Here is an 18,415-nt window from a genome sequence, read left to right as displayed (position 1 = left end):
AGCGGCAGCAAGGCCCCGCCAAAAGGCGGGGCCTTCGCATTTCAAGGGACGGCGGCCTCAGAGCGCCGTCGATTCCACACGGTTCCGGCCGCCCTGCTTGGCCCGATACAGGGCTTGATCCGCGGCTTTCAGCGTCGCCTCGACATCGCCTCCGTCCCAGACCGCCACCCCGGCCGACAAGGTCACGGCGGCATCGTCCAGCAGTGGCGCGTTTTCCATGGCGGCCCGCAGGCGCTCGGCGATTCGCAGGGCGTCCGCCAGATCGGTCTGCGGCAGCACCGCCAGGAACTCCTCGCCCCCCAGGCGGAACACGCCATCGTCCTGGCGCGCCTGGCCCTGCATCAGGTCGGCCAGCCCGGCGATCACGCGATCACCCATATCGTGACCGTAGCGGTCATTGATCCGCTTGAAGAAATCGATATCCAAGATCACCACGGCAAACAGCCGACGCTGTGTTTCCAGGGTCTTCAGGACAATTTCCAGTCCGCGCCGATTGCCCAGCTTCGTCAGCGGGTCCGTATGCGCGGCGCTATGGAGCTCACCCATCCGCGTGCGGACCTGCCCGTATCCCGACAGCAGCGCCCCGCGCAAGCGCCGCGCCTCCAGATACCAGCAGTTCACGGCGGCGATCCGCGGCGACATCCCTTCCTGGTAACCGTCCCGGACGATCCGGGACAGTTCGCCCAGAGGCCGGGAAATCCAGCCCGACAGCAGCCACAACATGACGAGCAGCGCCAAAGCCGGCCACACGGCCTGCCGCAACACCCGCAGCATCAGATCGTTCAAGCCTTGCAGCGTAAGATGTACGGGGCGCTGCACCACCACGCCCCAGTCGGCCCCCGGCACGTGGGCATACCCGGCCAACATGTCCACACCGCGGCTGTTGACCACACGCATCTGGCCGGAATCGCCCTTGAGGACGGCCTCGATCACGGGGTTGTGGAGCACAACCGAGCCGATCCGATCGGTCTCCGGGTGGTACAGGAGCCGGCTGCTGGAATCGACCACATAGACATAGGTCCCGTCACGGAAATACTGGTCGCGCGCCAGGCGCTGCAGCGCGCCGTCGGACCGCAAATAGATCGTCGCCGACAGGCGGCCCAGATGACCGCCATCCGCATCAAGCAGCGGTTGCGCAATCACGATGCCCAGATTGCCCAATCCCGTCACGTACGGTGCGCTGATCGTCGGCTCTTTTTCGTTCAGCCGGTCACGCCACTGCGCCAGATCCAGTTGGCGTCCCTTCAGTCCGAGCGACTCCGGCGCGGCCGCCCGGACGACGGCCCCCATATCCATGACTGTCACGGAGTTGAAGCCCAGCTCCAGATGGCGCAGCCGCTCGACCTCGGCCTGCTGCACGGCCGGCGCCATCCCCGAGCGCACGATCCGCTCGGCCGCATAGGACAGATTGCTCTGCGCCCGGGACAGCAGATCGGACGTTGTCCGGGCGAGCTTGGTGGCAAAGGCTTCATTGGCCTCCAGCGTGCTGGCCGTCAGTTGCTGGCGCTGCACCTGATAAGCCCCCGCCATTCCGCCCGCCAGCATCACCGCTGCGCTGAATACAGCCAGCAGCAGAATCAGGTGCCGCAGGGTGATGATGACCGGCCATCGGCTGTGCATCCGCCTGAATCTCCCCCCAGGGTCTGCCCCTGTGCCCATGTCTTCTTGAAGCTTGCACTATACGCCAGAGGGTGCGTCCATCCGCCACATCAGGCGCCGCCGCCCAGGCGACTTGCGTGCAAGGAATTCACCCCCTATAATTGCGTGCTTTGGCGCATTAGCTCAGCTGGTTAGAGCGACGGAATCATAATCCGCAGGTCCCCTGTTCGAATCAGGGATGCGCCACCAAAGAATACGAAGGGCCCGGCGATCACTCGCTGGGCCCTTTTCCATTCTTGGCTACTATGGTCCCCATGATGGATTCCGTTCCGAGCGCCATTGCGCCCCAAGTGGCACGAGCCCGAGCCGTCCTTGAACGGCATCTGGGCGGCCGCATCGTGTCCATCCACCTGTTCGGTTCCGCGGTGGATGACAGGCTTCGTCCCTACAGCGACATTGACCTGCTGGTCACGGTGACCGAGCCGCCCGGCAAAGAGGTTCGACGCGCGTTGATGGCCGATCTATTGGCGGCATCCGCCCCTCCCGGGGCCTCCCCATCCACGCGCGCGCTCGAAGTCACCGTGCTGGCGCTTGAGCACATCGTGCCTTGGCGCTACCCGCCCCGGCGGGAACTCCAATTCGGCGAATGGCTGCGCGACGAAATAGCGGCAGGCTCGCTGGAAGCGCCCGTGCTGGACCACGACCTGGCCGTTCTCCTGACCAAAGTCCGGGCCGGCAGCATCGCGATCGCCGGACCACGTGCGGCATCCCTGTTCGATGCCGTGCCGCGAGCCGATTTGACGCGCGCCCTTGTGGATACTGTCGCGCAATGGAACAAACCGGCGGATTGGACAGGCGACGAGCGAAACATCATTCTCGCGCTCGCCCGCTGCTGGTATACGGCAAGCACCGGCGAAATCGCCTCGAAGCATGCTGCGGCCGCCTGGCTGCTGGAAAGAATTGACCCGCCCTATCGAACAGTGCTGACGAAAGCCAGATCCGCTTACCTGGGCGAGGCGCAAGACGACCTTGCAACGCATGCACCCGAGGTCGAGGCCTTTATTGCGCACGCCCAGTTGGCAGTCAAACGGCTCTGCCTGGCACAGTCTGTACGAGGGCACGACGACTGAATCACGCGCCCGCTTGCCTGCCCTCCCGCAGAACGCGTAACCTACGCCCTTGGCCGGCGCCCTGATCCATCTTCCCTTTCCTCGCCGCCTCGACCTCTCCCTGGCAGCAGCGTTTCATGAGCACGGCAGCAGCATCACAAAGCAACATACGGGCCGGCATCGGCTGTATTCTGGCCGGCATCTTCTGTCTGACCATCAGCGACGGCCTGGCCAAGTGGCTGGGTGCTTTCTATGCGCCGATCCAGATTCTGTTCCTGCGCGCGCTCATCGCCCTGCCCCTGGTCACCGCGCTGGTACTGTTCCTGGGCGGGCACCGGGCGCTGCGCACCCGGCACATCGGCGTGCACCTGCTGCGCGGCGCCCTCAACGTGGCCGCCGCCTCCTTTTTTTACCTTGGCCTGACCAGGCTCCCGCTGGCCGAGAACACCGCCATCGCATTCTGTGCGCCGTTGTTCGTGACGGCCATTTCCGTCGCCTTTCTGGGTGAAAAGGTCTCGAAAGGCGGCTGGCTGGCCATCCTCGCCGGATTTGTCGGCGTCATCGTCATCGTCCGGCCCAGCCCCGGCAATATCCAATGGGCCGCCCTGCTGCCGCTGGCCACCGCCTTCGGCTACGCCATCATGATGGTCAGTGCAAAACGCATCAGCGCCCGCGAAAGCATGTTCACGACAATGTTCTACATCGTCTTCGGACAGTTGGTGTTCGCCGGCCTGCCGCTGGCCTTTTTCTGGACACCGATCGATTGGGCGCATCTGCCCGGCTTCATCGGCATCGCCATCTGCAGCACGGCGGGACTCGGGCTGATCACCCAGGCGTTCCGCATGGCGCCCGCCTCGGTCGTGGCCCCGTTCGACTACTTCGGCCTGATCTCGGCGACATTGCTCGGCTGGTTTTTCTGGAATGAGGTGCCCGACGTCTGGTTCTACGTCGGCGCGCTGACGATCGCCGCCAGCGGCATCTACGTGGCCCTGTCCAACGGACGCCGGAAACAAAGCCCGGCGTGATGTCGCCGGCCGCGCAGAATTTACGCAGAGTTTATGCGCAGGCTCCGTTCCGGCATGGAGAATTTACGGACTTTGGCTGAATACTGGGACATGGCTATTTCGCCTTGCATCCGTGAACCAGGACATGTCTCTCACACACGTTCCGGTGGCCGCCACGTCCGTCACCGCCCAGGCTGATCCCGCACATTCCCCGGCACCAGCCGCACCCGCCGCCCGGGGCCGCGCATCATGACCGAATTCCTTCTGTCCCTGGCGCTGCTCATGGCGCTCGGATGGCCGCTGGGCCGTTATCTGGCGGCCGTCATGCGCGGCGCCCCCCAGCGCGGCGACGCCTTGTTCCGCTGGATCGAACGCCCGGTCTACGCCGCGTTGGGCACGCGCCCGGAGGCCGGCATGACCTGGCGCGGCTACACCGGCGCCTTCCTGCTGAGCAACCTGCTGCTCGGCCTCATCGTCTGGCTCATTTTCATGACTCAGGCCTGGCTGCCGCTCAATCCCGACGGCGTGCCCAATATGCGCTGGGACCTGGCGCTGCACACGATGGTGTCCTTCCTGACGAACACCAATCAGCAGCACTACTCGGGCCAGGCGCAACTCTCGTATCTTTCACAGATGACCGCCATCGTCGGCCTGCAGGTCGTCACGCCCGTGATGGGCCTGGCCGTGGCGGCCGCGACCCTGCGGGGTCTGTTCGGCGGCCGGCGGACCGGGACGCGGGACGCGGACAGCGCGCCTGCCGCGATCGACGTGGGCAACTACTGGGCCGATGTCACCCGGGCCGCGCTGCGGTTCGTGCTCCCGCTGTGCCTGGTGTGGTCGGCGCTGCTGACCTGGCAGGGCGTGCCGGCCACGCTGCGGGACGGCCCCGTGGCGACGCCGCTGGAATCGTCCGCGCAATTCCAGGCGCAAAAGATTCCCCTCGGTCCTGTGGCGCCCATGGTGGCCATCAAACAGCTGGGGAGCAATGGCGGCGGCTGGTACGGCCCGAACAGCGCCACCCCTCTGGAGAACCCGACGCCCCTGGCGAATTTCCTGGAAATGCTCGGGATCGCGCTGATTCCCGTGGCCATCGTGTTCATGGTGGGGCCTTTTACGGGCCGCCGAAAATTCGGCGTCCTGGTGTTCGGCGTCATGCTGACGATGTCGGTGGTCTCGACCGGGTTGACGTTGTGGTCGGAAGGCCACTCCGGCACGACCGCCGACCCGGCGTTGATGGAGGGCAAGGAAGTCCGCCTCGGCCCGGACGCGTCCGCACTGTGGGCGGCCTCGACCACCCAGGTCAACAACGGCTCGGTCAACATGATGCTGGATTCGGCGGCGCCGCTGACCGGCATGGCGGCGATGGTCAACATGCTGATCAACGCCATCTGGGGAGGCGTGGGCTGCGGGATCCAGCAGTTCATCGTGTACCTGCTCCTGAGCGTCTTTCTCGCAGGCCTGATGACCGGCCGGACGCCCGAGCTGTTCGGACGCAAGATCGAAGGGCCGGAGGTCAGGCTCCTGGCCGTGCTGGTGCTGTGGCAACCGCTCGTGATTCTGGGTTTCACCGCCGCGGCCCTGGCGATTCCCGGCCTGGCGGGCAACTCCAATCCCGGCTTTCACGGCATCAGCCAGGTCTTCTACGAGTACGTCTCGGCGTTCGCCAACAACGGGTCGGGCTTCGCGGGACTGGGCAACACCACGGTGTGGTGGAACGTCAGTTGCGCCCTCGTGCTGGCTGCCGGCCGCTTCCCCTCCCTGATCATCCCGCTGGCGATCGCGGCCATGCTGGCCGCCAAGCGCCGTGCGCCCGAAAGCGCCGGCACGCTCCAGGTGGAAACGCCGACGTTCGCGCTGACGATGATCGGCATCGTCCTCATCCTCACGCTGTTGCAGTTCCTGCCCGTGCTGGTCCTGGGTCCCGTCGCCGACCATCTGACGCTGACCGCACTGCTCGCCCGCTGAAGGAAATCCGACATGAATATGATGCACACCACACCAGCCGCGCAGGCCGTGGACGCCGCCGCCGGCGCCGGACCGGCCCTGAAAGCCGCGATCGTCGATTCATTCGTGAAACTGACGCCCCGACATGCCGTCGGCAACCCCGTCATGGCGGTCGTATGGGCGGGCACCCTGCTCACGGCGACGGCCACACTGGCCGGCTGGACGGATGCCGGCTTCGGCTGGACCGTCACCCTGGTCCTCTTCGCCACCGTGCTGTTCGCCAACTTCGCCGAGGCCCTCGCCGAAGCGCGCGGCCGTGGCCAGGCCGCCTCGCTACGCCGCGCCCGCAAGGATCTGGTGGCGCGCCGCATCGATGAAACGGGCGCGGAAACGCGTGTCCCAGCCGCCGAACTGCGCCCCGGGGATCTCGTGGCGGTGGCGGAAGGCCAGTTGATTCCCGCCGACGGCGAGATCATCGAGGGCCTGGCCACCATCAACGAGGCCGCCGTCACCGGCGAGTCCGCCCCCGTGCTGCGCGAGGCGGGCACGGACCGCTCCGGGGTCATCGGCGGCACCCAGGTGCTCTCCGATCACATTCTCGTGCGCGTCACGGCCGAGCCCGGTCATAGTTTCCTGGATCGCATGATCGCGCTGGTCGAAGGCTCCAACCGGCAGAAGACGCCCAATGAGATCGCCTTGGGCATTCTGCTCGCCGTGATGACGTTCACGTTTCTGGTCGTGGTCCTCACCCTGCCCCTCATCGGCGGCTTCGTGGGGATCGAGCCGGGCGTCGTGCTGCTGGTGGCGCTGCTGGTATGCCTGATTCCCACCACGATCGGCGGCCTGCTGCCGGCCATCGGCATCGCGGGCATGAATCGCGCGCTCAAGGCCAATGTGCTGGCCAAGTCCGGCAAGGCTGTGGAGGTGGCGGGCGACGTCAACGTGCTGCTGCTGGACAAGACGGGCACCATCACGCACGGCGACCGGCAGGCGACCGCCTTCCATGCGCTGGCCGGCGTGGACGCGTCGCACCTGCGCCAGGCCGCGCTGCTCGCCTCGCTGGCCGACCCCACCCCCGAAGGGAAATCCATCGTCAGGCTGGCGCGCGACGAGCACGACACATGCAGCGCCCCCGAAGGCGCGCACTTCGTGCCGTTCTCCGCCCAGACACGCATGTCGGGCGTGGATCTGCCCGGCGCGCGCATCATCCGCAAAGGGACCCTCGACGCGATCGCGCAGCACGTCCAGACGCTGGGGGGCGACATCCCCGTCGAACTGCGGACACGCGTGGCGCAAGCGGCCGGCAAAGGGGCCACGCCGCTCGTGGTCAGCGACGGCCGGTACGTGCTGGGCGTCGTCGAACTCTCGGACGTCATCAAGCACGGCATCCAGGAACGCTTCGCCCGCCTGCGCGTGATGGGCGTGAAGACTGTGATGATCACCGGCGACAATCCGCTCACGGCGGCCTACATCGCCGCCGAGGCCGGGGTCGACGACTACATCGCCGAAGCGCGTCCGGAGGACAAGCTCGCCATCATCCGGGCCGAGCAGGCCGAAGGACGCCTCGTGGCGATGGTCGGCGACGGCACCAACGACGCGCCCGCGCTGGCCCAGGCCGACGTGGGGCTGGCCATGAATTCCGGCACGCAGGCGGCCAAGGAGGCCGGCAACATGGTGGATCTGGACTCCGATCCGGCCAAACTGCTCGCCATCATCGAGATCGGCAAGCAGCAGCTCATCACGCGCGGCGTGCTGACGACCTTCTCGCTGGCCAACGACGTCTCCAAGTACTTCGCCATCCTGCCGGCGATCTTCGCTGCGGCGACTCCGCAGATGGCGGGGCTGAACGTCATGCAGCTATCGAGTCCGGCCAGCGCCGTGCTTTCGGCCCTGATCTTCAACGCCCTCATCATTCCGCTGCTCATTCCGCTGGCCCTGCGGGGCGTGCGTTTCAAACCGGCGGGCGCGACCGAACTGCTGCGCAACAACATGCTGATCTACGGCGTAGGCGGCGTGGCGCTGCCGTTCATCGGCATCAAGCTCATCGACATCGCGCTCTCGACCCTGTTCACCGTGTGAGGCCTTCCCATGGCAAGCCCCCAAGCCCCTCTGCAAACACCCTCTCACTTGCAGCCAACGCCCGCCCGCGTGTCAGACCGGGGCGCCCTGCGCGGTGCCATCGGACTGTCCATTCTCACGCTGGCCGGTTTCGGTTTTCTCTATTCGCTCGCCGGCGTCGGCATCGGCCAGGCGCTGTTCCAGGACGCCGCCAACGGCAGCCTGGTCGAGCGCGACGGCCGGATCGTCGGTTCGGCCCTGGTGGCCCAGCCCTTCGTCGGCGACCGGTATTTCCAGCCGCGTCCATCGGCGGCGGACTACAACCCGATGGCGCTCGCCGGCAGCAACCAGGCGCGCACCAATCCCGATCTGCGCAAACGGCTCGAAGACGCGCGCGAGGCCATCGCCCGGCGCGAAGGCGTCGAACCCGCCGCCGTGCCGGACGACCTGTTCACACAATCGGGCAGCGGCGTCGACCCGCACATCACGCCGCAGGCCGCCGTCCTCCAGATCAATCGCATCGCGCGCGCACGCGGCGTCGGGCGCGACGCGATCGCAAGGCTGGTCAAGCGCCACACGCAAGAAAAACAGTGGGGGATCTTCGGCCAGGCGCGCGTGAACGTGCTCGAACTCAATCTGGCGCTGGACGCCCTGGCGCCGCTCCCGTCCGGCGACGCCCGCGGGACGCCGGGTCCGGCCCGCTGAGCGTCCCGGGCCGCGTCCTGGAAACCAGTGCGAAAATAGACGGCGATGAGGCGACTTTGAGGCTGGCCCGCCATGGGAGCTGAACGGAAGGAACAGGCCGATGCCCTGCTCGGCGAGCTCAAGCGCCAGACGGCCGGGCGCCTGACCGTTTTTCTGGGCGCCGCGCCGGGGGTGGGCAAAACCTACGCCATGCTGGCGCGCGCGCGGGAACTCCAGCGCCAGGGAGTCGATATCGTCATCGGCATCGTGGAAACGCATGGACGCGATGAGACCCAGGCCCTGACCGAGGGCCTGCCGCTGATCCCGCGCAAAGAGATGTCCTACCAGGGACGGACGCTGCAAGAGCTGGACCTGGACGCGGTGCTGGCGCGCAAGCCCGCCGTCGCCCTGGTCGACGAACTGGCCCACCGCAATGCGCCGGGAAGCCGCCACGAGCGCCGCTGGCAGGACGTGATGGAACTGCTCGACGCCGGGATCGACGTCTACACCACCGTCAATATCCAGCACCTGGAAAGCCTGAACGACGTGGTGCACCAGATCACGGGCATCCGGGTCAACGAGACCGTGCCCGACGCCCTGTTCGAGCACTTGCGCGATATCCGCCTGGTCGATCTGCCGGCGCGCGAACTGATCGAACGGCTGAAGCAAGGCAAGGTGTACCTGCCCGACCAGGCGGCGCGCGCCTTGCGGGCCTTTTTCTCGCCCTCCAACCTCACGGCGCTGCGCGAACTGGCGATGCAGACCGTGGCCGGGCACGTCGAGGCCGACCTGCGCGAAACGCGCGCGGCCCGGGGCCTGGGGATCCTCGCCATCCAGCGCCACGTGCTGATCGCCATCGACGGCCAGGGCCAATCGGAATATCTGGTGCGGGCCGGCGCGCGCATCGCGGAGCGTCGCAGCGCGCCCTGGTCGGTGGTCACGGTCGACACCGGACGTTCGGCCGGCGCGGCCTTGCACGCCGACGATCAGGCCCGCCGTCCGCAGCCGGTCCACACAACGGTGCGGATGCAGCAACAGCGCCTGCTGGAGATCGACAAGGCATTCGCGCTCGCGCGCGACCTGGGCGGCGAAACGGAGATCCTGCACGATACGGACGTGCCCCAGGCGCTGCTGGACGCCGCCCAGGCGCGCGGCGCCCGTTCCATCGTGATCGGCCGCACGCGCGAACGCCCTTTTGCGCGCGCCTTCAACCGGACGCTGACGCAGCAGTTGCTGCAGCGCGGAGCGCGCTACGAACTCACGATCGTCAGCACACCGCAAGCCCGCAAGCGATCCCGATGGCTTTCCGGCCTTCGGGGCAAGCACCTCCTGCCCCGCGAATCCTTGCTGGTCCTGCTGGCCAGCGCGGGCGCAGCCGGGGTCGCCGCGCTGGCCGAACACGTGCTCGGCCTGCGGGACCTGTCCCTGATCTTTCTCGTGGCGGTGATCCTGGTCGCTTCGCGCACGCGCATGGTGCCCGCCGTCGCCACCGCCGTGCTGTGTTTCCTGGCGTACGACTTCTTTTTCATCGAACCGCGCTTCACGCTCCTGATCGGCGCGCACCGGGGCGTCGCGACGGTCCTGCTGTTTCTCGCGGCGGCACTCATCGCAGGCCGCCTGGCGTCGCGGCTGCGCATGCAGGTGGTGGCGCTGCGCGCGGCCAACACGCACGCGACGGCCATGCAGCAACTGGGGCGCCGGCTCGCCAAGGCGGCCGATCTCGGCCAGGTGATCGCGGCGGGCGCGGCGGTGCTGGAATCGACCTTGCATGCCGAGGCGTGGATACGGATCAACGAGGACGCAGGTCCCGCCGCCGTCACGAACCGCCTGACCGAGAAGGACCGGGTGGCGGCCGACTGGGCGCAGCGCCACGGCCAGGAAAGCGGACGCCACACCGACACCTTGTCCAACTGCGCATGGTGGTTTCTGCCGGTGCGTTCGGACCGGGATACGCTGGGCGTCGTGGGCCTGAAGTTTCCGGCGGACGCAACCAGACCGCCATTCGAGCAGCGGCGCCTGGCCGAAAGCATGGTGGAAGACATCGGGCAGGCGGCCTTGCGCGCGCGCCTGGTGTCCGAACTGGAAGCGGCCCGCGTCGCCGGAGAAACGGAACGGCTGCGCGCCGCGCTGCTGTCTTCCGTGTCGCACGACCTGCGCTCGCCGCTGTCCTCGATGATCGGCGCGGCGGACAGCCTGATGAGCTACGGCGGGGACATGGGGCCCCAGGACCGCAGGACGCTGCTGGAAACTATCCACGTGGAAGGCGAAAGACTGGACCGGTATATCCAGAACCTGCTCGACATGACACGGCTCGGCGACCAGGGGCTGACGCTCAAGCGCGACTGGATCGGCGTCGACGAACTGATCGGCCTGGCCTCCCGCCGACTGCAGCGATACGAGCCGCACGTGCGCATCCGGCACGACATCCCCGCCGATCTGCCGCCGATTCACGCGCACCCGGCGCTCATCGAGCAGGCGCTGTTCAATGTGATGGAAAACGCGGCGAAATTCTCCCCGCCGGGCGAGGCGATTCAGGTCCTGGCCCGGCGAACCGACCAGGGCCGGCTGCGGATCGACGTCTCGGACCCGGGCCCGGGCATCCCCGAGGCCGAGCGCAAACGCATCTTCGATATGTTCTACAGTGTGGAGCGCGGCGATCGGGGCGGACAGGGAACCGGCCTCGGGCTGGCCATCGTCCAGGCCATCATCGGCGCCCACATGGGGAGCGTCGAGGCGCTGCCCGGCCCGGGAAACCGGGGAACCACGATCCGTTTGACCCTGCCCTGGGGCGAAGCCGCGGATCAGGAGGCGGACACACATGACACACCCCGCTGAGCGGGTTCCGGCCGCGCGCATTCTGCTCATCGATGATGAGCCTCAGATCCTCAAATTCGTCGACATCAGCCTGCGCTCGCAGGGGTACGCGACCCTGCTGGCGCGCACCGGCCAGGAAGGGCTGACGCTGCTGGCCAGCAAGGGCGCCGATCTGGTCGTTCTGGACTTGGGCTTGCCGGACAAGGACGGCATCGAAGTCCTGAAGGAACTGCGGCAATGGTCCAGGGTGCCGGTCATCGTGCTGACGGTGCGCTCTGACGAGGGCGGGAAAGTGGCGCTGCTGGACGCGGGCGCCAACGATTATGTGACCAAACCCTTCGGGGTCGAGGAGCTCATGGCGCGCATCCGCGCCTTCCTGAGAACCGCGGGCGTCGGCGAGCAGGAGAGCCCGGTCTACGATGACGGCACGTTGCGGATCGACCTGGGGCGGCGGGAAGTCTTCCTGGACGGACAGTCGGTCACGCTGTCGCGCAAGGAGTTTTCCCTGCTGTCCTTGCTGGCCGGCCAGCCGGGACGGCTGATCACCCAGTCCCAGATCCTGAGACAGGTGTGGGGACCGACGCACGAGGAAGACACCCATTACCTGCGCATCCTGGTCGGCAAGCTGCGCCACAAGCTTGGGGACAATGCGCTGGCCCCTTGCTACATCGTGACCGAGCCGGGGGTCGGCCTGAGATTCATCGCGAAAGAGCGATAGCGATGCCATCGCGCCGCCCATACCCATCGCGCCCGCCTCGTGCTACCTTAATCCCACGCATCGCCATTCCTTCATCCACCAGGACGCGCACCATGAAACCGAACGTCATCCGCCTCATCGCCCTCGCCACCGTGGCCGGCGCCGCTACCGTCATGATTTCGGGCTGCTCCGTGGCCCGCAAGCAGGAAACCGTCGGCCAGTACATCGACGGATCGGCCGTGACGACCGAGGTCAAGGCCAAGCTGGTCAATGACCCCGAGACGTCAGCGGCGAACATCAACGTCAAGACCATTGACGGCGGGGTGGTGCAACTGTCGGGCTTTGCCAAATCCCAGCGCGAGAAGGACCGCGCAGCCGAACTGGCCCGGTCGGTCAAGGGCGTCACCCAGGTGCACAACGGCCTGGTCGTGAAACCCTGAAACCGTGAGACAATGCGGGCGCCATGACTGATGCCCGCTCCGATATCGACGATCCGCTCGCCGCGCTGGCCCCGCCCGGGGTCCAGTCCGAGGCTGCCGACCTGGCCCGGGACGCCTTCACCCGGGCCTTTCGTCATGCGGCGGCGGATGCATCCGCTTTCCCGCTGGATGCGCTGCACACGCAGTGCCTGGACTGGGTCCTCGCCGACCCGGACGCCGAGGCGCGCGCCGTACGGATGGCGCTGCTGCTGGCCGGGCTGGATCAATGGGGCCTGGCGTTCAGCCAGGCCTTCGGCATCCAGGCCATCCCGCCCCTGACTGCGCTGATCGGCGCGCTGCGCACCGGACTGGCCCCGGCGGACGATGCCCGCTTCCAGCAGCAGTTCGAGGGGCTCGATGCCACCGAGACAGCCGCCATCGACTTCAAGGTCGCGCTGCGCCGCCAAATCCATCTGGCCCTGTGGCACGCCATGGGTGCAGGAGACAGTCTGGAGGCGGTCGAACCCGTGATCCAGACGCTGGGCAGCCAGTTGCTGGCGCTGGATGCCGGGATGCCGGAACTGGGCTGGCGCCTGGTCGCAGACACGCTGGCCCATATCCAGATCCGCCTGCTGGAAGACCCCGGCGCCACCGCCCTGGCGCAATCCGGCACGCAATGCCTGTTCGCCTCGCTGCGCCAGGCTTGGCCTAAAGCGCATCACGACCGCATCATGGCGCAGGCCACCCAGGCGGTATTGGCCTGGCAGCAGACTCACCGTCCCCCGGCCGGCTGACCGCCGCCGAAGCGGCCGGCGCCCATCGGGCCAGGGCTTTCCACAAGAGACAGAACGTCGTCTTTCTATTAAATTTCGGGGCGGCCTCCTCTCACCCTGCCCTCGCTCGCTATGTCCCCGGTTTTCCGTCTTCGCACACTCTGCTGTCGGAAGGCCGCCCAGGCCGCTCTGGTCATGGCGGCCGCCTTCTTCGCGTCGGCCCTGGGGCTCTGGACCCAGCCCGCCGGCAGTCTCTCGATCCTGTGGCCGGCCAGCGCGCTGCTGACCGTCCTGCTGACCCGCCATCCCTCCCTGGCCCACCCGTTGTCCTGGGCGGGCGCGTTCTGCGGCCTGGTCCTGGCGAGCCTCCTGCGGACCAGCATGTCCTGGCCGGCCGCCCTGAGCTACGGCGTGATCGATCTGCTGGGCGTGTTCGTCGCCTGGAGCATCCTGTCATCCCACTGGTCGCCCGCACATTTGCGCAGCCCCCAGGCCATCGGCCGATTGCTGCTCGCCTGCGCAGCGGCGGCAGCCACCCACACAGCGATCGCGATCGCCCTCTCCCCCTGGCTGCGCCCCGGCATACCCTGGTCGACGATCGCCCTGAACTGGTTCATCGGCCAGTTGCTCAGCTACAGCGCCTTCCTGCCGCCGATCATGCTCCTGCCCCGGCCGCTCACGCGATGCCGGGACCATCGCCAGTCCTGGGCCTCGCTGCTGCGACGCATGGCCAAAGAGACACGGCTGCTGCCCATCGCCACGCTGGCCGTCAGCCTGTCGCTCTGCTTTCTGCTGGGCGGCCCGGGCGTCGCCGTGTTTCCCATCCCCGCCCTGATGTACTGCGCCCTGACCTACCGCCAGCTCACGACGGCCTGGATCACCCTGCTGACCGCCCTCACCGTGCTGCTGGGCATCTCCCACGGCTGGCTGTCGCTGGGCGAAGTCCAGCACCTGGCAGGCCTTCAGGCCTGGGACATGGTTTCCCTGCGGCTGGGCGTGCTGCTGCTGGTCACCTCGCCCCTGCTGGTCTCCAGCATCCTGGCCGCCCGCGGCGACCTGATCACGGCGCTGAACCTGGCCCTGGACCATGATGCCCTGACACACGCCCTGTCGCGGCCGGCCTTTCTGCGCCGCGCCGCCGAACACCTGGGACGGAGCCCTGCGCCGCCCCAGGGCAATGCCCTGCTGATGCTGGATCTCGATCACTTCAAGCTGTTGAACGATCAGTACGGCCACGCCGCCGGCGATCAGGCCCTGAAGGCCTTCGCGCAGACCGTCCGCACCCTCGTGCGCCCCCATGACCTGTTCGGCCGCCTGGGCGGCGAAGAGTTCGCCGTGTTTCTGCCCAGCACCTCGGAACGGGACTCGCATGACATCGCCGAACGCCTGCGCCTCAGCGTGGAGGCGCTGACCGTGCCTCTGGACAGCGGGCCGCCCGCCCGGATCTCCGTCAGCATCGGCGTGGTGCACGACACGCATGCGCCGCATGCCTCTCTATCCCTGCTTTTGGCGTATGCTGATCAGGCGATGTACCAGGCCAAGCGCGACGGCCGCAACCGGGTGCACATGCACGGCGGCCCCGCCGCCCGGCCACTGGATGCGACGGAGGACCCGACATGCCCCTTACCCTTGAACAACGCGCCCAAGGCGCCCTGATCGGCGCCTACGTCGGCGACGCCCTGGCCCTGGGGCCGCACTGGTACTACGATCTGGACGCCCTGCGGCACGACTACGGCGCCTGGATCGACAGCTACACCGATCCCCGTCCCGATCGCTACCACGCAGGGCTGCGGGCCGGCCAGTCAGGCCAGGCCGGCTTCATCCTGGACCTGCTGAGCGGTTCCCTGAACGCCTGCGGCGGATACGACGAGGCAGACTTTTGCCGCCGCCTGGACGAGGACTTCTTCCCCCTGCTGGACGGCACGCCCCTGAACGGACCGGGCGGCTATACCAGCCAGTCGATCCGCGAGACCTGGCGCCTGCGCGTAGGCCGGGGACAGCCCTGGGGCCGGGTAGCCGGCCTGGCCGACACCACCGAAGCCGCCGAGCGCATCCTGGCCCTGGCCATCCGCTACGCCCGCCGGCCGGCCGACCTGGCGCGCCACTGCGCTGCGAACACGGCGCTGACCCAGTGCGACACGACGGTCATGGCCATGACCGTGGCCTACGGCTGCGTGCTGGGCAGCCTGGTCCGCGGCGAACCGCTGGACGCGGAAACATCAGGCCGGCTGATGACCTTGGTGCGCGATGGCGAACTGCCTTTTCACAGCGTGACTTCCGCCGGGGAAACCACCCCGCCGCCGGGGCCCGAAGCGCCCCGGACCGCCGGCCAGTTCCCCTCGCCGGATGCCTTGCTGACGGTGTCGGGCGCCGTGCGCGCCGCCCGCGATCCAGACATCCGCATCGAACCGGCCTGGAAGGCATCGCTGGTGTATGGCCTGCCCTGCGCGGTCTACCACCAGTTCCCCGCGGCCTACTATCTGGCCGGGCGTTTCCAGGATGATTTCGAATCCGCCGTCCTGCACGCCGTCAATGGCGGCGGCCAGAACCAGGCCCGGGCCATGCTGACCGGCGCCCTGTGCGGCGCCATCGGCGGCATCCAGGCGATCCCCGCCCGCTTCATCGAACCCCTGGAGCACAGCACGCAGCGTATGGACCTGGCGGCCCGGCTGGCGCGGCAGGCGGCCCAGGCTTAGCGCACCGGCAGGAAATTGAAGAACAGCAGGCCCTGCACGTAGTTGATGCCGATGCGCCGCAGGCTTTCGTCCTGCAAGGACGCTTCCAGATCCAGGCGGGCGATGATGCGCCCGAATTCGCGCTCGAAGCTCAGGTTGGCCACGCCGTCGCCCAATTCATTGGACAACAGCAGCGGCCGCCCCTGGGCGTCGCGCCGGCTGGACAGCATCCAGGCGGCGATCTCGACGTTGCGCGCGGCGTTGAAGACGTGCCGGGCCTGGACGGAATCACCGACGTGAAAACGGGTCTGTCCGCCATGCGCGGCGATGATCATGCTGGACAGCCCCAGAACGAACGCCGCCGCCCGGTCCCCGGGATAGCGCGGGTCCATGGCGACCGACAGGACTTCGATGTCCTGCAGACCGTTCAATTCCTCGGGCACCTGGCCCTGTCGGATGCGGGTGCGGCCCTGCTCCAGGGCCGTCTTCAGGTCCGTGAATCCGGCCTTGCGCCATTCCCCGGGATTGCGCCGGTACAGTTTTTCCAGCAGACGATCCAGGCTGTCCAGATTGTCGCGCATCGCCAGGGTCTGCAAGCGATTGATGTCGCTCTGGGCGAACTGGTCGGCGGACATGGACTCGCCCTGCAGCCCGGGATCGGACGGGGCTGCGCAGCCAGCCAGCGCCAACAGGCCGGCCAGCCACCATACGCGCCAGCGGACAGGCTCCGGGAGGCGCGCGCCGGCCGTCATCAGTATTGCCGGTTCCGGTCCACGACGCCGCTGATGGCCTCGCCCCGGTTCAGCGCCTGAATCTTGTCGGCGATCTGACGCACTGTCCGGTCCATCAGGCTGGCGCCCGCGATGTGCGGTGTGACGCGGATGCGCGCGTCCGTCCAGAAAGGATGGCCGGGCGGCAGAGGTTCGCGCTCGAACACGTCCAGAGCCGCCGCCCGCAGGCGGCCGCTGTCCAGGGCGGCCAGCAGATCGGCTTCGACCAGGTGCCCGCCCCGGGCGATATTGATGACCAGGGCGTCGGGCCGCAGTTGATCAAAGGTGCTGCGGCACAGAATGCCGCGCGTGGCGTCGGTCAGCGGCAGCACGTTCACCAGCACGCGCGTGCGCGCCAGGAACGCGGCCAGGCCCGCCTCGCCGCCGTAGGACTCGGCGCCCGGCACGGCGCGGCCGCTGCGCGACCAGACCGCCGTCGGATATTCCAGGGCGGCGCAGGCCTGGGCGACGCGCGCGCCCATGGTGCCCGCCCCCAGGACGCCCACGGTCCAGGCATCGCGGTCGATGTCATCCAGAGGGCGCCAAAGCCCCTCGGCCTGCTGGCGCTCGTAGCGGCCGAAGTCACGCGATTCGCGCAGCAGGTGATAGAGCGTGTATTCCGCCATCTGCACCGCCATGCCGCCGTCTTCCAGGCGCACCAGGGGCAGATCATCCGGCAAGTTCGGCAGGCGCAGCAAGGCATCGACCCCCGCGCCCAGGTTGAACAGGGCGCGCAGCCGAGGTTCACGGGCGAACAAGTCGGCCGGCGGGGCCCACACCACGGCGAAATCCGCCTGGCCCTCGGGCTGGCCGTCGCCCCACAGGCGTACCCGGGCTTCGGGCAGGGCCGCGCGCAGCGCCGCCATCCAGGCCTGAGGGTCGGTTTCGTGTGCCGAGGCGAAGACGATGTCCAAGTCAGTACCCATCTCGTCAATGCTCCAGCGCGTAGTCCAGGGCCGCGCGCACCGCTGCGGCCTGGGCCGCGTTGCATTGGTCCGGCGTGGCCCGTGGGCTGTCGGGGTAGACCTCAGTCGTCGTGCGATAGGGCGCGGCCGTGATGCCGGCGCACAATCCCAGCGACTGCAGGGCGTAGCGGATGACGCCCGGAGCGACCACGGGCGAGCCGATGATCTCGCCCCGCGCGTCGGCGGGCGCGATGTGAGTGACTTCGGCTACAGCGCGGATCACGGCATCCTGGAAGTCCGGCTGGGGAGACTCGGTGTCATCGACCAGGTAGAAGCCGTCGGGAATGCCGCCCGGCGTGAAGGGCCGGCCGTCGCGCGCCGCCAGTGCGGGGCGGAATTCGGACTCGTCGGTGTCGGTGGTCTCGTGCAGGTCGATGTGCACCCGCACGCGGTCCGCAAAAGGCGCCACCAGCGCCATCAGCGCAGCCGATTCCGGCGCGGGGCTGTCAGGCCGGAAAGACCGGTTCGGGTCCAGCGCGCGGGGATTCCAGCGGTGGATGCGCTCGTAGCCCCAGGGGCTGACGCAGGGGACGATCATCAGGTCCAGGCGGCCCGCGTAATCCGCCGCATGCCGGTCGGCGAAGCGCAGCGCGCCGTGGACACCGCTGGTCTCGTAGCCATGCACCCCGCCCGTGACCAAGGCCACCGGACGGTCCGCCGTCCAGTCGCGGCTGCGCAGCGCAAACAGGGGGTAGGTGTCGGGCGCGTAGTCCAGTTCACCATACTGGACGACCTCGAAGCGATCACGCAGGCGATCGATGACCGTCAGGACTTCGCCGGCATAGCTGCGCCGGCGTTGCTGGCGGGCAAGCCAGGCGGCGATTTCGGCATCCCCCCAGGGGACGCCGGGGGTGCCGATCGGATAAAACGGAGGCTGCATGCACCGAACTCCAGGCAAAAAACT

Annotated in this window: 15 protein-coding genes and 1 tRNA gene; 12 read left to right on the top strand and 4 right to left on the bottom strand. The window is 68.0% G+C overall.

Annotation, left to right across the window (positions count from 1 at the left end):
* Nucleotides 1-57: 57 nt before the first annotated feature.
* A complete protein-coding gene (locus ACFO0J_RS14360) occupies nucleotides 58-1,620 on the bottom strand; it encodes a GGDEF domain-containing protein (RefSeq protein WP_376813774.1) in 1,563 nt (520 codons plus the stop codon).
* 151 nt (nucleotides 1,621-1,771) lie between these two features.
* Here ACFO0J_RS14360 and ACFO0J_RS14355 point away from each other — a divergent pair.
* The 12 genes from ACFO0J_RS14355 to ACFO0J_RS14300 all read left to right on the top strand — a co-directional run bounded on the left by ACFO0J_RS14355 (nucleotide 1,772) and on the right by ACFO0J_RS14300 (nucleotide 15,797).
* Nucleotides 1,772-1,848: transfer RNA gene (locus ACFO0J_RS14355), tRNA-Met, on the top strand.
* 65 nt (nucleotides 1,849-1,913) lie between these two features.
* Nucleotides 1,914-2,729, top strand: coding sequence for an aminoglycoside adenylyltransferase family protein (locus ACFO0J_RS14350; RefSeq protein WP_376813773.1), 816 nt, complete (start codon nucleotides 1,914-1,916; stop codon nucleotides 2,727-2,729).
* 116 nt (nucleotides 2,730-2,845) lie between these two features.
* Nucleotides 2,846-3,733, top strand: a complete 888-nt coding sequence (locus ACFO0J_RS14345; RefSeq protein WP_376813772.1) for a DMT family transporter — start codon at nucleotides 2,846-2,848, stop codon at nucleotides 3,731-3,733.
* Nucleotides 3,734-3,961: 228 nt separating this feature from the next.
* Nucleotides 3,962-5,677, top strand: coding sequence for a potassium-transporting ATPase subunit KdpA (kdpA, locus tag ACFO0J_RS14340; RefSeq protein ID WP_376813771.1), 1,716 nt, complete (start codon nucleotides 3,962-3,964; stop codon nucleotides 5,675-5,677).
* 21 nt (nucleotides 5,678-5,698) lie between these two features.
* Nucleotides 5,699-7,735 (top strand): potassium-transporting ATPase subunit KdpB, encoded by a 2,037-nt coding sequence (gene kdpB, locus ACFO0J_RS14335; protein WP_376814163.1) that lies wholly within the window; start codon nucleotides 5,699-5,701, stop codon nucleotides 7,733-7,735.
* A gap of 9 nt (nucleotides 7,736-7,744) precedes the next feature.
* Complete coding sequence (gene kdpC, locus ACFO0J_RS14330) at nucleotides 7,745-8,419, top strand: potassium-transporting ATPase subunit KdpC (protein ID WP_376813770.1); 675 nt, start codon at nucleotides 7,745-7,747, stop codon at nucleotides 8,417-8,419.
* 72 nt (nucleotides 8,420-8,491) lie between these two features.
* Complete coding sequence (locus ACFO0J_RS14325; protein WP_376813769.1) at nucleotides 8,492-11,233, top strand: ATP-binding protein; 2,742 nt, start codon at nucleotides 8,492-8,494, stop codon at nucleotides 11,231-11,233.
* Nucleotides 11,217-11,930, top strand: a complete 714-nt coding sequence (locus ACFO0J_RS14320) for a response regulator (RefSeq protein ID WP_376813768.1) — start codon at nucleotides 11,217-11,219, stop codon at nucleotides 11,928-11,930. Before ACFO0J_RS14325 ends, ACFO0J_RS14320 begins: the two co-directional genes overlap by 17 nt.
* 92 nt (nucleotides 11,931-12,022) lie before the next feature.
* Nucleotides 12,023-12,349, top strand: coding sequence for a BON domain-containing protein (locus tag ACFO0J_RS14315; RefSeq protein ID WP_376813767.1), 327 nt, complete (start codon nucleotides 12,023-12,025; stop codon nucleotides 12,347-12,349).
* A 23-nt stretch (nucleotides 12,350-12,372) separates the two neighbouring features.
* Nucleotides 12,373-13,122, top strand: a complete 750-nt coding sequence (locus tag ACFO0J_RS14310; RefSeq protein WP_376813766.1) for a hypothetical protein — start codon at nucleotides 12,373-12,375, stop codon at nucleotides 13,120-13,122.
* Between the two features lie 174 nt (nucleotides 13,123-13,296).
* Entirely contained in the window at nucleotides 13,297-14,757 is a 1,461-nt protein-coding gene (locus tag ACFO0J_RS14305; protein WP_376813765.1) for a GGDEF domain-containing protein, read from the top strand.
* On the top strand, nucleotides 14,718-15,797 hold the full coding sequence (locus tag ACFO0J_RS14300; protein ID WP_376813764.1) for an ADP-ribosylglycohydrolase family protein: 1,080 nt from the start codon (nucleotides 14,718-14,720) through the stop codon (nucleotides 15,795-15,797). Before ACFO0J_RS14305 ends, ACFO0J_RS14300 begins: the two co-directional genes overlap by 40 nt.
* Here the strand turns inward: ACFO0J_RS14300 and ACFO0J_RS14295 are convergent.
* The 3 genes from ACFO0J_RS14295 to ACFO0J_RS14285 are packed head-to-tail and all read right to left on the bottom strand — an operon-like array spanning nucleotide 15,794 to nucleotide 18,391.
* A complete protein-coding gene (locus tag ACFO0J_RS14295) occupies nucleotides 15,794-16,528 on the bottom strand; it encodes a hypothetical protein (RefSeq protein WP_376813763.1) in 735 nt (244 codons plus the stop codon). The two genes, ACFO0J_RS14300 and ACFO0J_RS14295, sit on opposite strands and share 4 nt — an antisense overlap.
* Nucleotides 16,528-17,460, bottom strand: coding sequence for a 2-hydroxyacid dehydrogenase (locus ACFO0J_RS14290; protein WP_376814162.1), 933 nt, complete (start codon nucleotides 17,458-17,460; stop codon nucleotides 16,528-16,530). Before ACFO0J_RS14290 ends, ACFO0J_RS14295 begins: the two co-directional genes overlap by 1 nt.
* A 16-nt stretch (nucleotides 17,461-17,476) precedes the next feature.
* Nucleotides 17,477-18,391 (bottom strand): M14 family metallopeptidase, encoded by a 915-nt coding sequence (locus tag ACFO0J_RS14285; protein ID WP_376813762.1) that lies wholly within the window; start codon nucleotides 18,389-18,391, stop codon nucleotides 17,477-17,479.
* Nucleotides 18,392-18,415: the final 24 nt, after the last annotated feature.

The sequence above is a fragment of the Castellaniella hirudinis genome (assembly GCF_042651965.1).
Taxonomy (GTDB): domain Bacteria; phylum Pseudomonadota; class Gammaproteobacteria; order Burkholderiales; family Burkholderiaceae_B; genus Castellaniella; species Castellaniella hirudinis.
This window is presented reverse-complemented; position numbering and strand designations above follow the sequence as displayed.

What these genes read in the sequence shown, in the direction of transcription:
- ACFO0J_RS14325 (WP_376813769.1), top strand. Translation starts at nt 8,492, where the DNA reads ATGGGAGCTGAACGGAAGGAACAGGCCGATGCCCTGCTCGGCGAGCTC.
- ACFO0J_RS14300 (WP_376813764.1), top strand. Translation starts at nt 14,718, where the DNA reads ATGCCCCTTACCCTTGAACAACGCGCCCAAGGCGCCCTGATCGGCGCC.
- ACFO0J_RS14310 (WP_376813766.1), top strand. Translation starts at nt 12,373, where the DNA reads ATGACTGATGCCCGCTCCGATATCGACGATCCGCTCGCCGCGCTGGCC.
- ACFO0J_RS14360 (WP_376813774.1), bottom strand. Translation starts at nt 1,620, where the DNA reads ATGCACAGCCGATGGCCGGTCATCATCACCCTGCGGCACCTGATTCTG.
- ACFO0J_RS14350 (WP_376813773.1), top strand. Translation starts at nt 1,914, where the DNA reads ATGATGGATTCCGTTCCGAGCGCCATTGCGCCCCAAGTGGCACGAGCC.
- ACFO0J_RS14315 (WP_376813767.1), top strand. Translation starts at nt 12,023, where the DNA reads ATGAAACCGAACGTCATCCGCCTCATCGCCCTCGCCACCGTGGCCGGC.
- ACFO0J_RS14345 (WP_376813772.1), top strand. Translation starts at nt 2,846, where the DNA reads ATGAGCACGGCAGCAGCATCACAAAGCAACATACGGGCCGGCATCGGC.
- ACFO0J_RS14305 (WP_376813765.1), top strand. Translation starts at nt 13,297, where the DNA reads ATGGCGGCCGCCTTCTTCGCGTCGGCCCTGGGGCTCTGGACCCAGCCC.
- ACFO0J_RS14320 (WP_376813768.1), top strand. Translation starts at nt 11,217, where the DNA reads ATGACACACCCCGCTGAGCGGGTTCCGGCCGCGCGCATTCTGCTCATC.
- kdpB (WP_376814163.1), top strand. Translation starts at nt 5,699, where the DNA reads ATGCACACCACACCAGCCGCGCAGGCCGTGGACGCCGCCGCCGGCGCC.
- ACFO0J_RS14295 (WP_376813763.1), bottom strand. Translation starts at nt 16,528, where the DNA reads ATGACGGCCGGCGCGCGCCTCCCGGAGCCTGTCCGCTGGCGCGTATGG.
- ACFO0J_RS14285 (WP_376813762.1), bottom strand. Translation starts at nt 18,391, where the DNA reads ATGCAGCCTCCGTTTTATCCGATCGGCACCCCCGGCGTCCCCTGGGGG.
- kdpA (WP_376813771.1), top strand. Translation starts at nt 3,962, where the DNA reads ATGACCGAATTCCTTCTGTCCCTGGCGCTGCTCATGGCGCTCGGATGG.
- kdpC (WP_376813770.1), top strand. Translation starts at nt 7,745, where the DNA reads ATGGCAAGCCCCCAAGCCCCTCTGCAAACACCCTCTCACTTGCAGCCA.